This window comes from Micromonospora sp. NPDC049836 (assembly GCF_044465125.1).
Classification (GTDB): Bacteria; Actinomycetota; Actinomycetes; order Mycobacteriales; family Micromonosporaceae; genus Micromonospora.
This window is the reverse complement of the sequence record NZ_JBITLH010000004.1, coordinates 106420-120203: the sequence shown is the minus strand read 5'-3', so window position 1 is coordinate 120203 and position 13784 is coordinate 106420. Positions and strand designations below refer to the sequence as shown.

Below are 13784 nucleotides of genomic sequence, written 5' to 3'. Positions count from 1 at the left end.
GGCCGGTCGGCAGGTGACGCCGGCCGGGCAGGTGGCGCCGGGCCGTCGGGGGACGGCCCGGCGCGCCGGTCAGCGCCGCTTCTGCTGGCAGGGGACGCAGAAGCGGGCGTGCGGCAGCACCTCCAGCCGCTCGGGCGGGATCGGCGTCGCGCATCCGGCGCAGATGCCGTATTCGCCCTCGGCCATCCGGCGCAGCGCGTCACCGATCTGCGTCACGCTCTGCCGGGCGGCGGCGATCAGCGCGTCGCGGGTGTGCGCCTCGCCGGGGTCGCCGGTGTCCGCGGTGAGTTCGGTCAGGCGCGTGGTCTGCGCCTCGAACTCGCTGGTGAGGGTGGCCCGCAGCCGGGTGAGCCACTGGTCGTCGACGGTGCCGGGCAGGTTCGTGCTCATGATTGCCTCCGGAAAAAGAAAAAGGGCCGAAGCCGGTTGGCTTCGCCCTGGTGGCCGTGCGCGGGATGTAGGGATCCGGCGGGAGGGCCACGGTCGGAGGGAATCGGGCTCGGCAGGCCGGCCACCGCAACGGTGGCCGGTCGGGGCCGGTGGGCAGCCGCCGGCGCCGCCGTGGGAACGGCGGTGCGGAGCGACTGACCGGACATGGGGCCAACCATAGGCGGAGCCGACCCGGGAACCAAGCGGTTAGCCGGGCCGGGCGAGCCGGCGGGGGTCCGGTCAGCCGGCCACCAGGCGGGTCAGCCGGCCACCAGGCGGGTCAGCCGGCCAGCCAGGCGCGGATCTGCGCGCCGTGCTCGTCCAGCCCGGGCGGGGGCAGGTCGTGCCGGGGCGGCGTCGCCGAGAAGCCGATCGGGTGACGCACCGTCGGTATCCCGCCCACCTCCACCACCGGGTCCAACCCCAGCTCGCGGGCCAGTGCCACCCCACCGTCCAGGCCGTTGATCGGGGAGCACGGCACCCCGGCCGCCCGCAGCTCGCGGAACCACTCGTCGGTGCCCCGCCGGGCGAGCCGGTCCACCAGCAGCGGGCGCAGCGCCGCCCGGTTGGCCGTCCGGTCCTGGTTGCGCCGGAACCGCGGGTCGTCGGCCAGCTCCGGCCGGCCGAGAACCCGACAGAGGGTACGGAACTGCCCGTCGTTGCCGGCGATCACCACCAGCTCGCCGTCGGCGGTGGGCAGCGGCTCGTACGGGAAGATGCTCGGGTGGGCGTTGCCGGTCCGGGCCGGCACGACCCCGGCGGCGACGTGCGCGCTGGCGTGGTTGACCAGGCCGGACAGCGCCGACGAGAGCAGGTTCACCTCGACGTGCTGGCCGAGGCCGGTGCGCTCGCGGTGCCGCAGGGCGGCGAGGATGCCGACCGCCGCGTGCAGGCCGGCGATCACGTCGAGGACGGCGACCCCGGCCTTGTAGGGCGGCCCGTCCGGCTCGCCGGTCAGGCTCATCAGCCCCGACGCCGCCTGCGCCATCAGGTCGTACCCGGGCAGGTGGGCGCCGGCCGCCGCGCCGAACCCGCTGATCGAGGCGTAGACCAGGCCGGGATTGGCGGCGGCGACGCTGGGCTGGTCGAGGCCGAAGCGCCGCAGCGCGCCGGGACGGAAGTTCTGGATCATGACATCGGCCCGTTCGGCGAGCCGCCGGGCCAGCCGCAGGTCGTCAGCGTCGGTGAGGTCGAGGACCACCGAGCGCTTGTTGCGGTTGACACCGAGGTAGTAGGTGGCGACGCCGTCGCGGACCGGCGGCGCCCAGCTGCGCGTGTCGTCGCCGCCCGGCCCCTCCACCTTGATCACGTCCGCGCCGAGGTCGGCCAGGAGCATGGTCGCGTACGGGCCGGCGAGGACCCGGGAGAAGTCCGCCACGAGCAGTCCGCGCAGCGGCCCCGTCGAGCCCTCGGCCATCGCCACTCCCCTCCCCGGTCGCGGGCCCACGATGGCACACTCGGCAACCGGCGGGAAGGACCCGGCGGGGACCCGGTCGGGGCCGGCCGGGAACCGTGGGGGCGGCCCGGACGACTACCCCTACATGGGGTGTGAGCAGTGGCGGGAGATCCTGTCGGCGGAGCTGGACGGCGAGGCGTCCCGGTCGGAGTGCGTGGCCGCCGAGGCGCACCTGGCGGGCTGCGCCGGCTGCCGGGCGTGGTTCGACGCCGCGGCGGCGGTGACCCGGCGGGCACGGACCCGGGTGGCGCCGCCGGTGCCCGACCTCGTCGACGCGGTGCTCGCCGCCGTGCCGCCGGCCTCGGCCCGGTCCGGGTGGCGGGACCGGGTGGGGCTCGGGCTGCGCGGCCTGCTCGGGCTGCTGGGCGCCGTGCAACTGGTGCTCGGCCTGACCCAGATCGGCCGGGACGCGGTCATCGGCCACGGACCCGGTCAGCACCTGTGGCACGAGTCCGCCGCCTGGAACGTGGCCGTCGGGGCCGGCTTCCTGGTCGTCGCGCTGCGCCGCTCCGCCCCGACCGGGCTGCTGCCGATGCTCAGCGCCTTCGTCGCCACCCTGGTGCTGCTCTCGGTGAACGACCTGATCATCGGGCAGGTGGCGGTGGCGCGGCTGGTCAGCCACGGCTTCCTGCTCGCGGGATGGGCGGTGATGGTGCTGCTGTCCCGGCCCGGCTGGCGCCCGGGCGGTACGCCGCCGCAGCGCACCCGCTCGTCCGGATCCCGCTGGTCGCTCCGGCTGGAGGAGCAGCCGGAGCCGGCGCCGCTGCGGCTGGTGCCGCCCGGGCCGCACTCCGCGCAGGCCCGCCACCGCCGGGCGGCCTGACCCCGCCTCCGGCGGCCGGCCCGGACGAGCGCCGGGCGGCGCGCCCAGCGAGGGCCGGACGGGTCAGGAGGTCGGCGGGGTGAGCAGGTAGTCCTCGGCGTCCGGGTCCCAGCGCAGGTCGACCGCGCCGCTGGTCGCGGCGGCCTTGCCGAACTGCAGGAAGCTGCGGTAGCCCAGCCGCCGCTCGCTGAAGTCGGGCCGGGCCCGGCGGAGCTGGTTCTTCAGGCCGGAGAGCGCCACCGCCCCGTCCCCGGCGGCGAGCTCGGTCACCACCGTGCGGAGCAGCTCGAACGCGGCCTCCTGCTCGCCGCGCTCGGGCAGCGACACCTCGGGGTCGCCGCTGGCCGGCCCCTCCCCGAGCTCGACCACGTTGTGCCCGGCGAGGTGGCGCAGCAGCTCGCCGAAGGTGCGGAAGCCGTAGTCGGACTCGCTGAAGGTCGGGTCCTTGCGCAGCAGGGTCCGCTTCAACGCCGACGCGGTCACCTGACCGCCGGAGCTGCCCTGCAGGCCGGCCACCGTCTGGGCCACCAGCACGGCGAGGCTGTCGACGTCGCGGGGCGGTTCCTCCTCGACCGCCGGCCCCGGCTCGGGCTCGGGCTGCGGCTCCACCGGCTGCTGCGGCTCGGGGCCGGCCGGGCGGGTGGTCGGGCGGGTGCGCCGGCCGCCCGACGGCGGGATGTCCACGCCCTCCAGCCGGTCGTAGTAGAGGAACTCGTCGCAGGCCGGTGGCAGCAGGGCCGAGGTGGACTTCTCCACGCCGACGCCGATCACCCGCTTGTTGAGTTCCCGCAGCTTGTGCACCAGCGGGGTGAAGTCGCTGTCCCCGGTGCAGATCACGAAGGTGGAGAGGTAGTCGCGTTCGAAGGCCAGCTCGATGGCGTCCACCGCCATCTTGATGTCGGCGGCGTTCTTGCGCGACGCCCCCATCCGCTGCGGGATCTCGATCAGCTCGACGTGGGAGCGGGTGAGCATCCGCCGGTCCTCGTCGAAGTACGACCAGTCCGCGTACGCCCGGCGCACGATCACCCGGCCGCGCTCGGCCAGCGCGTCGGCGATCGGGCGGAAGTTGAAGGGCCGGCCACCATGGTGGTCGCGTACGCCCAGCGCCAGGTTCTCGTAGTCGAGGAACAGCGCGATCCGGTCTTCTTGATCCACGCCGCCCAGCCTACGCGGCGCGGGGCCGCACCGGTTCACGCCTCGACGGCCACCGCGACCGGGCCGACCCGGAGCAGTCCGTCGGTCAGCGGCTCACAGCGGACTCCGCCGTGGCCCCGCAGCGCCTTCCACGCCCCCGGCCCGACCGCGACATCCATCCAGGCACACGGGCGCGCCGGACGGTGCACCCGCAGCCGGACCGGACCCTGCCCGCTGTCCAGCACGAGCACCCGGCCCACCAGCTCGTCCACGGCCACCCCGCTGGTGAGCACGTTGCGCCGCACCTGGGTGAGGTCGGCCCCGGCGGGCAGGTGCTCCTGGCCGATCAGGGTCACGCTCGCCTGCCGGTGGGCCGGCCGGCCGAAGTACCGGTCGCCGACGATGCCGAGACCCGCCCGGATCCGGATCTCCTCGACCAGCTCACCGGGCGGTGCCGGCGCCGGACCGTCCGCCGGGCGACCCACATAGCGGTGCACCGGCGAGGCGAGCAGCTGGACGATCCGTGACATGCGCCGATTCTAGGAGCGGCGAAACCCGGGTGCGGGTGCGACCGGCTCCCCGGCCCGGCTGGGTAGCCTGGTGCCATGATCTTCATCGCCGCCAAGTTCCGCGTCCGGCCCGAGCACGCCGACCGGTGGCCGCAGATCGCCGCCGACTTCACCGCGGCCACCCGGGCCGAGCCGGGCTGCCTGTGGTTCGACTGGTCCCGCAGCCTCGACGACCCGACCGAGTACGTGCTGGTGGAGGCGTTCCGGGACGACGAGGCCGGTGCCGCGCACGTGCAGTCGGCGCACTTCCGGGAGGCGCGGCGCACCCTCCCGCCGCACCTGGCCGAGACGCCGCGGATCGTGAACGTCACGGTGCCGCAGCAGGACTGGTCGCGGCTCGGCGAGATGGCGGTGCCGGAGGAGAGCTGACGGTCAGCCGGCGGCGTACACCAGGTCCATCGTGTCGGTGCGGCCCGACCAGCGCAGGACGAGGCGCCAGCAGCCGGCCCGCGGCAGGTCGACGATGGACGGGCCGGGACCGCCCGCGACCTTCCGGACCACCGTGGTGTCGGTGCCGGCCAGCGTGGCGGTGATCTCCAGGTCGGCCGGCGCGGCGCCGGCGTCCGGCGTGGGGCCCGGGCGGGCCACCCAGAGGATCTTGTTGCTCGACCCCTCGTCCCGGTCGGCGGTCAGCGGGTGCCCGAACAGGGCCGCCACGATGTCACCCCGGTCGCCCAGCACGTGCGCGATCAGGGCGTCGCCGCTGAACCCGGCCCGCGCCCACTCGGGCAGCGGCGCCACCACGACCCGGTCGGCGCACCGGGTCGGGGGCGCCGCCCCGCTGCCGCCGGTCGGACCGGCCTCCGGCGCCGCCGCCTCGCTGCCGCCGGTCGGACCGGCTTCCGGCGCCGCCGGCGGGCCGGCGGCGGTGCAGCCCGCCAGCAGCAGCACCGACGCCACGCACAGCCTGCCCCGAGCACCCATCACGCGCCTCCGTTCCCGGCGCGGGTTCGCGCCCCTGCCAACAGGACACCGCCCATCCCGTCCGGGTTCCCGCCCGGGACCTAACCGAGCGACTCGGCGATGGTGACCGCCTCCTGCGGGGCGAGGTCCCCCTCCAGCCGGTAGCTGGCCCCGTCCCGCTCCCAGATCAGGGTCTTCGCGGCCAGCCGGGCGGTCTCCACCCGGACCTCGCCGGCGCGGTCCACGTAGGCCACCGGGTGCGGGCCGGCGACCCACACGGCGAAGCCGCCGGCCACCTGGGTCCACTCCACGCCCGGCCCGCTGGCCTGCTTCTGGAAGACCACGTCGAGCCGGCCGTCGAAGGTGTCCAGGCGCAGCGCGCCGCTCCGGTAGAGCAGGGTGGCCACCCGGTAGCGGCCCCCGGCGTCGGGGTCGGCGACGAGCACCCGGTCGGGCGGGCCGAGCGCCGCCGGCACGCGGATCGGGAACCGTACCAGCCGCCGCGCCTCGTCGAGCGCGACGGCCCGCTGTGACGGCAGCGGGGCCGGCGTGCCGCTGGGCGACACCGGCACCGGTGCCGTGCCGATGGCGATGCCGGAGAAGCGCAGCAGGCCGGTCACCGCGTCGGCGACCGCGGCCCGCGCCGGTGGCAGCGCGCCGACCAGCAGGGCGGCGACCGCCGCGGCCAGCCACCGGCGCCAGCGGCGGCGCCGGGTCACCGGCTCGGCCAGCCGGGCCCGGACCCGGGCGGCCAGCTCCGGCGGCTCGGGCGTCTCCAGCCAGGCGGCCAGCTCGCGCAGTTCGCGATCGAGGTCAGCCATGCCGCACCACCTCGTGGTCGAGCAGGCCGCGCAGTTTCACCAGCGCCCGGGACGTCCGCGACTTCACCGTGCCCCGTGGCCAGCCCAGCATGGTCACCGTCTCGTCCTCGCTGAGGTCGAGGAAGAAGCGGCAGACGATCACCTCACGGTCCTTCACCGGCAGCCGGCGCAGGGCCCGGACCAGCGCCTCGCGCCGCTCCGCGGCCAGCACCGCGCCGACCGCGCCGTCCTCGCCGGCCACCGGTTCCGGGTACGCGGCCGCGGCCCGCAGCGCCAGCCCGTCCCGGCGGTTGCGGGAGCGGTGCAGGTTGCGGGTCTCGTTGGCCACGATGGCGAGCAGCCAGGACCGGAACGAGGACTGGCCCCGGTAGCGGGACAGGTTGCGATAGCCCTTCACGAACGCCTCCTGGGTGACGTCCTCGGCGTCCGGACCCGCGCCGAGCAGCACCGCCGTCCGGTACGCGGACGCGGTGTGCCGGGCGACCAGGAGTTCGTACGCCTCCAGGTCACCGTCCCGGGCACGGGTGACAAGTTCCTCGTCGTCCAGGGGATCCTCCGCTCCGCTCCCCCTCATGACACCGCCCGGGCCGCGCCGGTTCCACCCCGACGGTGGGAACCTGGTCCGGCGCGGCGGTGTCATCCCGGTATGACCGCCATCCCGATCCCACGCCGCGCCGTCCTCACGATGATCGCCGGCGCCGGCGTCGCCACGCTGGCCGGCTGCCGGCCCACCCGGGCCTCGACGCCCGCCCTGGCGCTGCCCGACGCGCTCCTGGTCGACCTCGACGGCGGGGTCGGCGTGCTGCGGGGCGCGACGCGGCGGACCTTCGCCCGGGCGGTCGCCAGCGCGGACGGCCAGACCGTCTACGTCACCGCGCCGGCCGGTGCCGACACCGCCTTCTGGGCGGCCTATCCCGGCAGGGGCGACGCCTCGTCGCGGGTCGTCCTGCCGGGGCGGTGGGTGCCGCAGGTCGTCTCGGCGGGCGGCACGATGGTCGCGCTCACGCCCGAGCCCCGCGCCGTCACCGACGGACCGCCCGGCGGGCGGGCGGCGACCCCGGTGCTGGTCGCCGACGCCGGCGGGGTGCGCTACCGGCTGGAGTTGCGCGGCAACCTGGTGCCGGAGACGTTCACCGCGGATCTCGGCGGGCTCTTCGTCCTCGACTGGCTGCCCGCCGCGGCCCCGGACCGGTACCGGGTCCGCCTCGTCGACCTGGCCAGCCGGACGGTCGGCCCGCTGCTGACCCGCGACAAGTCGCCCGTCCCGACCGGCGCGGAGGAGGAGATGCGCGGCGACGGCCGGCAGGCGGTGCTCGCCCCGGACAAGGCGCTGCTCTACACGCTCTACACTCACCAGCCCGGTCACCAGCACACCCGGGACCTGGTCAGCGGCCGTCCGGGCAACGCGCACGCCTTCGTCCACACGCTGCACCTCGAGCAGCGCTGGGCGTACTGCGTGGACCTGCCGCACCCGTTCGGCGAGTCCCCGGCGGCCGGTCACGCCATGGCGATCACTCCGGACGGGGGGCGGCTGTTCGTCGCGGACGTCACCTCGGGCGCCGTCGCGGAGATCTCCACCGAGGGGCTGGCCGTCAGCCGGACCGGCCGGCTGGCCCCGGGCGCGGGCAGCGCGTACGCGGCCACCGACGGCCGGGCGCTCTTCGTCGGCGCCGGCACGGCGGTACGCGCGATCGACCTCGCCGGGCTCGACGGCACGGCGGAGTGGACGGTCCGCGACCCGGTCGCCGGCCTGGTGGCCGCCCCCGGCGGCGGCCGCCTCTACGTCGGCCAGCGCGCCGCGGTGAGCTGGCACGACCCGGTCACCGGCCGGGTGCTCGGCCGGGTCCCGGCCCCCGGCCTGGTGGCCGTACGCGGACCGGCCGCGGCGGGGTGACGTGACCGGCCGCCGGGCCGGCGGCGCTCGGTGAGCGGGGTGACCGGCCGCCGGGCCGGTGACGCTCAGTGGACGGCGACCGCGACCGCGGCCGGCTCGACGTCGGCCAGCCGGGCGGCGCCGACGACGGTGAGCAGCACCAGCAGCGCGGTGACCATCCCGCCGGCCACCACGGTGGCCATCGCGAGGCTGCCGGTGCCGAGCACGCCGACCAGGGGCGCGGCCACCGCGCCGACGCCGAACTGCACCGCGCCGAGCAGCGCCGCCGCGGTGCCGGCCGCCTCCCCGTGCCGGGACAGCGCCAGGGCGGGCGCGTTCGGCAGGGCCAGCCCGGCGGCGGCGAGCACCACCCAGAGCGAGGCGAGGATGGTGGGCAGACCGCCGAGACCGGTGGCGGCGAACCCGAGCAGCACCAGGCCGGCCGCGGCGCCGACGGTGAGGGCGGCGACCAGGATCCGCTGCGGGGTGTACCGGCGCAGCAGCCGCACGTTGACCTGGGTGGCGGTGATCAGCCCGACGGCACCGGCGCCGAAGGCCAGCCCGAACTCCTGCTCGTCGAGCCCGTACCGCTGCTGGAAGACGAACGACGAGCCGGCCACGTACGCGAAGAGCGCGGCCATCGCCAGGCCGGTGACCAGGACCAGGCCGACGAACGTCCGGTCGCGCAGCAGCGCCCGGTAGTCCCGGACGGTGGCGGCCACGCCGCCGCGACGGCGCCGCTCCACCGGCAGGCTCTCGGGCAGTCCGACCACGGCGACCGTGGCCAGCAGCACGCCGAAGACCGCCAGCGCGGCGAACACGCCCCGCCAGTCCGACCAGCGCAGCAGGCCGCTGCCCAGGGTCGGGGCGAGGATCGGCGCCGCCCCCATCACCAGCATCAGCCGGGAGAAGAGCTTGGCGAAGGCGGCGCCGCTGAACAGGTCACGCACGACGGCCGTGGCCACCACGGCGGCGGCCGCGACGCCGAGCCCCTGCAGCACCCGCAGCACGCCGATCACCGCGATGTTCGGGGCCAGCACGCACAGCACCGAGGCCAGGATGTGCAGGGCGATCCCGGCGAGCAGCGGCGTCCGCCGGCCGACCGCGTCGGAGAGTGGGCCGATCAGCAACTGGCCGAGCGCGAGGCCGGCCAGGGTGCCGGTCAGGGTCAGCTGCACGGCCGCCGACGTGGTGTGCAGGTCGGTGGTGATGGCCGGCAGCGCGGGCAGGTACATGTCGATGGTCAGCGGCCCGATGGCGATCAGCGAGCCGAGCACGAGCACGAGTCGCAGCCGCTGCCCCCGGCCCATCAGGTCGCCGGGGGTCACGATCGGGTCGGCGACGGCGGTCACGGCAGCACGTCCGTGCGGGCGGGAAGATCTGCAACTCTCACACCTGGCAGCAAATCACCGACGGGCGACATGATTCCCGGCCGCGGCGAAGGGTGCCTCAGCTCACAGGCGCCGCGTGGGCCCGACCACCCGGTTGACCGGCAGTTTGGATGGGACATAAACTAATTCAGATCGATAGATGTGTCCCGGGCCGCTCCCCGTGGTGCCCCCTCGCTCCGGCGTCCGTTCCGCAGCCGTCGGCGACGCCCCGGGCAACCGACTCCCGGGAGGTCCTCCCTTGCTCAGACGGATCATCACCCTCGCCGCCGCGGGCGCCGCCACGGTCGCGGCCTGCGCCGTCGCGGCCCTGCCCGCGTCCGCCGCCAGCGGCTGCCGGGTCACCTACACCCTCACCAACCAGTGGCCGGGCGGTTTCGGCGCCGACCTCAGCATCACCAACCTCGGCGACCCGCTCAACGGCTGGACCCTCACCTGGTCCTACGGCGCCGGGCAGCAGGTCACCCAGGCGTGGAACGCCACCGTCACGCAGAACGGGGCGCAGGTCACCGCCCGCAACGCCAGCTGGAACGGCGCCCTGGCCAGCAACGCCAGCACCTCGTTCGGCCTCAACGGCTCGGTCACCGGCGGCAACCCGGCGCCGGCGAGCTTCGCGCTCAACGGCACCACGTGCACCGGCACCGGGTCCGGTCCGACCGGCACGCCGACGCCGACGCCGAGCCGGAGCGCGACACCCACACCGACGCCGACCTCGGGTACCGGGGTGCCGGCGGACGCGGCGTGGGTCGCCAGCGGGCAGTGGGACTCGTGGACGAACAACGGCTACACGCTGAACAACGACGTCTGGGGCGCCGGCGCCGGCCCGCAGACGATCTGGGCGCGCACCGGCACCAACTGGGGCGTGATCGCCAACCACCCGCGCACCAGCGGGGTCAAGGCGTACCCGCACACCGGTCGCGCGCTCAACCGCACGCTGAGCTCGCTGAGCTCGCTGACCAGCTCGTTCAACGTCTCCGTGCCGGGCACCGGCGACTACGCGACCGCGTACGACATCTGGGCGAACAACAACGCGTACGAGGTGATGATCTGGGCCAACCAGAGCGGTGCGGTCGGCCCCATCGCCGGCTCGTACGACGGCAACGGCGCGGTGCCGGACGCGCGCAACGTCACCGTCGGCGGGCACACCTGGAACGTCTACCGGGGCTCCAACGGCAGCAACGCGGTCTTCTCGTTCGTGCGGACCAGCGGTACCAACGCGGGCACCGTCGACGTGCTGGCCGTCCTGCGCTGGCTGCGCACCCAGGGCTGGTGGGGCGACGTGACCATCGGTGAGGCCCAGTTCGGCTTCGAGCTCACCGGGACCGCCGGCCAGGCCGCCTTCGTCTGCTCCAGCTTCTCCCTCGGCTACGCCTGACCGGCGGGCGAACCGTCCACGAACCCGCACCGAAATCTTCGGATGATCTACGGCTGGTAGAACTTGCATCGGCTGCGCCGCGGCCCGGGCCAGCGCAGTCCCGTCGACCACGCGGCCGCCACGGCGGCCCGACCAGCAGCCAGCTGGGGTACGCCGGAGCAGACCTGCCCAGACCGCAGGAGTGTCGGAAGGTATGGACGCAAGCGCAGACAGCCCGTGGGCGGTGACCGGCCTGGATCCCCTCGCCGGGCGGGTGTTGGAGCACCTGGTGGCGGTGCCGTCGGCCGACGTCGCCGAGGTGGCGGCGGCGGTCGACGTGCCGCCGGAGGAGGCGGAGCGGGCGCTGCGGCAGCTCGCGGACTCCGCGCTGGCGTTGCGGGTCGACGGCCCGGCATCGCGCTGGGCCGCCGGCCCGCCCCGGTCGTCGCTCGGCGCCCTGCTGGCCCGGCGGCGGGCCGAACTGGCCCGCGTCGAAGGGCTCGTGGAGCGGCTGTACGAGGTGTACGAGGCGGTGTCCGGGCCGCGCACCGCACACGTGGTGGAGGTGCTGGACCGCGTCGAGGAGGTGCCGGCCCGCTACGGCCAACTGCTCAAGGGGACCTCGGTCGAGGTGCTGCACCTGGCCAAGCCGCCGTACGTGACCGGACCCCGGGCGGCCACCGGCGAGTTGGCCGTGGCGCCCGGGGTGCGGATGCGATCGGTGTACGAGACCGAGGGCTTCACCGACGCGGTGTCCCTGCGGACCGCGCTGCGCGGCACCGGCCAGGGCGGGCAACTGCGGCTGGCGTCGCGGCTGCCGGTGAAGCTGGTGGTGTTCGACCGCTCGGCGGCGCTGCTGCCGATCCGCGCCGACCGGCCCGCGGCGGGCTCGCTGGTGGTGCACTCGCCCGCGCTGGTGGCGGCGCTGGTGGCGCTCTTCGAGAGCGTGTGGGAGCGCGCCGAGCCGGTGTCGCTGGTGAGCCGGCGCGACGGTCCCGCCCCGAGGGGCGCGGGGCCGGACCGGCGGACCCGGGAGATCCTGCACATGATGGCGACCGGGATGAAGGACGAGACGATCGCCCGCGCGCTCAAGGTGAGCCGCCGTACCGTGCAGAAGCACGTCAGCGACGCGGGCGCCCTGCTCGGCGCGCGGACCCGGTTCCAGATCGCGCTGCTCGCGACCGAGCGGGGGTGGCTGCGGGAGCAGACCTGACCCGCCGGCCGGGACCGGCGACCGGCGCCGCGCGCGGATCGTTGAACCGGTGCCCGGTCCCGCCGGGTCACCACGAGGGAGGTACCGGTGCCCGACTACCCGAAGGCGATCGTGCCGGTCGACCACGTCGAGCCGGTGCCCCGCCGGGTCCGCGCGTTCGTCGGCGGCGAGCCGGTGCTGGACACCACGCGGGCCCGGTACGTCTGGGAGTGGCCGTTCTATCCGCAGTACTACGTGCCGGCCGCCGATCTGCGCCGCGACCTGCTGGTGGACGAGGGGCGTACGGAGGGCACCCGGCGCGGCACGGCCCGGCTGCACGGGTTACGCGCCGGCGACACCACCCGGGCGGGCTGCGCCCGCTGGTACGGGCCGGACGCGGCACCGGACCTGGCGGACACCGTCCGGTTCGACTGGGCCGCGGCGGACGCCTGGTTCGAGGAGGACGAGGAGGTCTTCGTCCATCCGCGCAACCCGTACGCGCGGGTGGACGCGCTGCGCTCGACCCGGCACGTGCGGGTGGAACTGGACGGCACGGTGCTGGCCGAGTCGACCTCACCGGTGCTGGTCTTCGAGACCGGGCTGCCCACCCGCTACTACCTCAACCGCACCGACCTGCGCGCCGGGCTCCTCGTCGCGTCGCAGACCCGGACCTCCTGCCCGTACAAGGGCCGCACCAGCGCCTGGTGGTCGGTCCGGCTCGGCGCCACCGTCCACCCGGACCTGGCCTGGTCGTACGGGTTCCCGACGGCGGCGCTGCTGCCGATCGCCGGGCTGGTCGCGTTCTACAACGAGAAGGTCGACCTGATCGTCGACGGGGAGCGGCTGGACCGGCCCCGGACGCACTTCTCCTGACCCGGGCGCGGCGCGCCCCCCACGGCGGGCCGGGCGCGCCTATGGTGAGGCGCACGCCCGTGGCCGCGGCCGCCCGGCCGACGAGGTCGCGGATCCGAGGACGGAGGACCAGCGTGACCACCACCGATTGGACCGCCGGCGTCGCCGGCACCGGCCAGTACGCCGAGGTCAACGGCATCAACCTCTACGTCGAGGCGCACGGCGCCGGGCGACCGTTGATCCTGCTGCACGGCGGCCTCGGCTCCGGCGAGATGTTCGGCCCGGTGCTGCCGGCGCTCGCCGCCCGGCACCAGGTGATCGCCGTCGACCTGCAGGGGCACGGCCGGACCGCGGACATCGACCGGCCGCTCGACCTGGAGTTCATGGCCGACGACATCGCGGCGCTCATCGACCACCTCGGCCTGGACCGGCCGGACCTGGTCGGTTACTCGCTCGGCGGGGGCGTCGCGCTGCGCACGGCCCTGCGGCACCCCGGCAGGATCGGGCGGCTGGTCGCCGCCTCGGCGCACATCCGCTCCGACGCGATCTATGCGGACCTGCGGGCGCAGCAGGGCCAGGTGACCGGGGCCGCCGCGGAGTTCATGAAGGACACCCCGATGTACCAGCTCTACCAGCGGGTGGCGCCCCGCCCGGAGGACTTCCCCCGGCTGCTCGACAAGGTCGGCGAGCTGATGGCGAAGGACTTCGACCTCACCGACGAGGTACGCGGCCTCCAGGTGCCCACGATGATCGTCGCCGGTGACGCGGACATGGCGCCGCCGAGCCATTACGTCGAGGTGTTCAAGCTGCTGGACGGTGGTCTGCGCGACGGCGGCTGGATGGGTGAGGGCCGGCCGAAGGGCGGGCACGCGCTGGCGATCCTGCCCGGACTGACCCACTACAGCATCTTCAGCTCGCCGCTGTTCGCCGCCGTCGTCCTCGACTTCCTCGACGACCGGTCGAACTGACCGCGACCCGGTCGCTCCGGCA

15 protein-coding genes are annotated in these 13784 nt (G+C 75.5%); 7 read left to right on the top strand and 8 right to left on the bottom strand.

Features of this window, described 5'->3' with window-relative positions; all coding sequences use genetic code 11:
- Positions 1 to 69: 69 nt before the first annotated feature.
- Positions 70 to 390 (bottom strand): TraR/DksA family transcriptional regulator, encoded by a 321-nt coding sequence (locus ACIBPB_RS12175; RefSeq protein ID WP_396839626.1) that lies wholly within the window; start codon positions 388 to 390, stop codon positions 70 to 72.
- A 319-nt stretch (positions 391 to 709) separates the two neighbouring features.
- Positions 710 to 1846, bottom strand: coding sequence for a CaiB/BaiF CoA transferase family protein (locus ACIBPB_RS12170; protein ID WP_396839625.1), 1137 nt, complete (start codon positions 1844 to 1846; stop codon positions 710 to 712).
- Between the two features lie 124 nt (positions 1847 to 1970).
- On the opposite strand from ACIBPB_RS12170, the gene ACIBPB_RS12165 reads away from it, so the two are divergent.
- The gene (locus tag ACIBPB_RS12165) at positions 1971 to 2708 is read left to right on the top strand and encodes a zf-HC2 domain-containing protein (protein WP_396839623.1); all 738 of its coding nucleotides are present in this window, start codon (positions 1971 to 1973) and stop codon (positions 2706 to 2708) included.
- Between the two features lie 63 nt (positions 2709 to 2771).
- Here the strand turns inward: ACIBPB_RS12165 and ACIBPB_RS12160 are convergent, their stop codons facing one another.
- On the bottom strand, positions 2772 to 3863 hold the full coding sequence (locus ACIBPB_RS12160; RefSeq protein WP_396839622.1) for an NYN domain-containing protein: 1092 nt from the start codon (positions 3861 to 3863) through the stop codon (positions 2772 to 2774).
- 35 nt (positions 3864 to 3898) lie between these two features.
- On the bottom strand, positions 3899 to 4372 hold the full coding sequence (locus tag ACIBPB_RS12155; RefSeq protein ID WP_396839621.1) for a molybdenum cofactor biosysynthesis protein: 474 nt from the start codon (positions 4370 to 4372) through the stop codon (positions 3899 to 3901).
- 75 nt (positions 4373 to 4447) lie between these two features.
- Here ACIBPB_RS12155 and ACIBPB_RS12150 point away from each other — a divergent pair, with 75 nt between their 5' ends.
- Positions 4448 to 4780: a putative quinol monooxygenase gene (locus tag ACIBPB_RS12150; protein ID WP_396839620.1), complete on the top strand. Its 333-nt coding sequence runs from the start codon at positions 4448 to 4450 to the stop codon at positions 4778 to 4780.
- Between the two features lie 3 nt (positions 4781 to 4783).
- On the opposite strand, the gene ACIBPB_RS12145 is transcribed toward ACIBPB_RS12150, so the two are convergent.
- From ACIBPB_RS12145 to ACIBPB_RS12135, 3 genes are all read right to left on the bottom strand, one after another.
- Entirely contained in the window at positions 4784 to 5335 is a 552-nt protein-coding gene (locus ACIBPB_RS12145; protein ID WP_396839619.1) for a hypothetical protein, read from the bottom strand.
- A gap of 80 nt (positions 5336 to 5415) precedes the next feature.
- Entirely contained in the window at positions 5416 to 6135 is a 720-nt protein-coding gene (locus ACIBPB_RS12140) for a hypothetical protein (protein WP_396839618.1), read from the bottom strand.
- Positions 6128 to 6709: an RNA polymerase sigma factor gene (locus ACIBPB_RS12135; protein ID WP_396839617.1), complete on the bottom strand. Its 582-nt coding sequence runs from the start codon at positions 6707 to 6709 to the stop codon at positions 6128 to 6130. Before ACIBPB_RS12135 ends, ACIBPB_RS12140 begins: the two co-directional genes overlap by 8 nt.
- Before the next feature lie 72 nt (positions 6710 to 6781).
- Between ACIBPB_RS12135 and ACIBPB_RS12130 the strand changes: the two genes are divergently transcribed.
- Positions 6782 to 8029 carry a YncE family protein gene (locus ACIBPB_RS12130; RefSeq protein WP_396839616.1) on the top strand — a complete coding sequence of 416 codons (1248 nt, stop codon included), beginning with the start codon at positions 6782 to 6784 and terminating at the stop codon, positions 8027 to 8029.
- 65 nt (positions 8030 to 8094) lie between these two features.
- On the opposite strand, the gene ACIBPB_RS12125 is transcribed toward ACIBPB_RS12130, so the two are convergent.
- On the bottom strand, positions 8095 to 9318 hold the full coding sequence (locus ACIBPB_RS12125; RefSeq protein WP_396840091.1) for a multidrug effflux MFS transporter: 1224 nt from the start codon (positions 9316 to 9318) through the stop codon (positions 8095 to 8097).
- Between the two features lie 319 nt (positions 9319 to 9637).
- Here ACIBPB_RS12125 and ACIBPB_RS12120 point away from each other — a divergent pair, with 319 nt between their 5' ends.
- The 4 genes from ACIBPB_RS12120 to ACIBPB_RS12105 all read left to right on the top strand — a co-directional run bounded on the left by ACIBPB_RS12120 (position 9638) and on the right by ACIBPB_RS12105 (position 13762).
- Positions 9638 to 10771, top strand: coding sequence for a cellulose binding domain-containing protein (locus ACIBPB_RS12120; RefSeq protein WP_396839615.1), 1134 nt, complete (start codon positions 9638 to 9640; stop codon positions 10769 to 10771).
- Positions 10772 to 10964: 193 nt separating this feature from the next.
- Positions 10965 to 11963, top strand: coding sequence for a LuxR C-terminal-related transcriptional regulator (locus ACIBPB_RS12115; protein ID WP_396839614.1), 999 nt, complete (start codon positions 10965 to 10967; stop codon positions 11961 to 11963).
- Positions 11964 to 12050: 87 nt separating this feature from the next.
- Positions 12051 to 12815, top strand: coding sequence for a DUF427 domain-containing protein (locus ACIBPB_RS12110; RefSeq protein ID WP_396839613.1), 765 nt, complete (start codon positions 12051 to 12053; stop codon positions 12813 to 12815).
- 113 nt (positions 12816 to 12928) lie between these two features.
- Positions 12929 to 13762 carry an alpha/beta fold hydrolase gene (locus ACIBPB_RS12105; protein ID WP_396839612.1) on the top strand — a complete coding sequence of 278 codons (834 nt, stop codon included), beginning with the start codon at positions 12929 to 12931 and terminating at the stop codon, positions 13760 to 13762.
- Positions 13763 to 13784 lie beyond the last annotated feature (22 nt).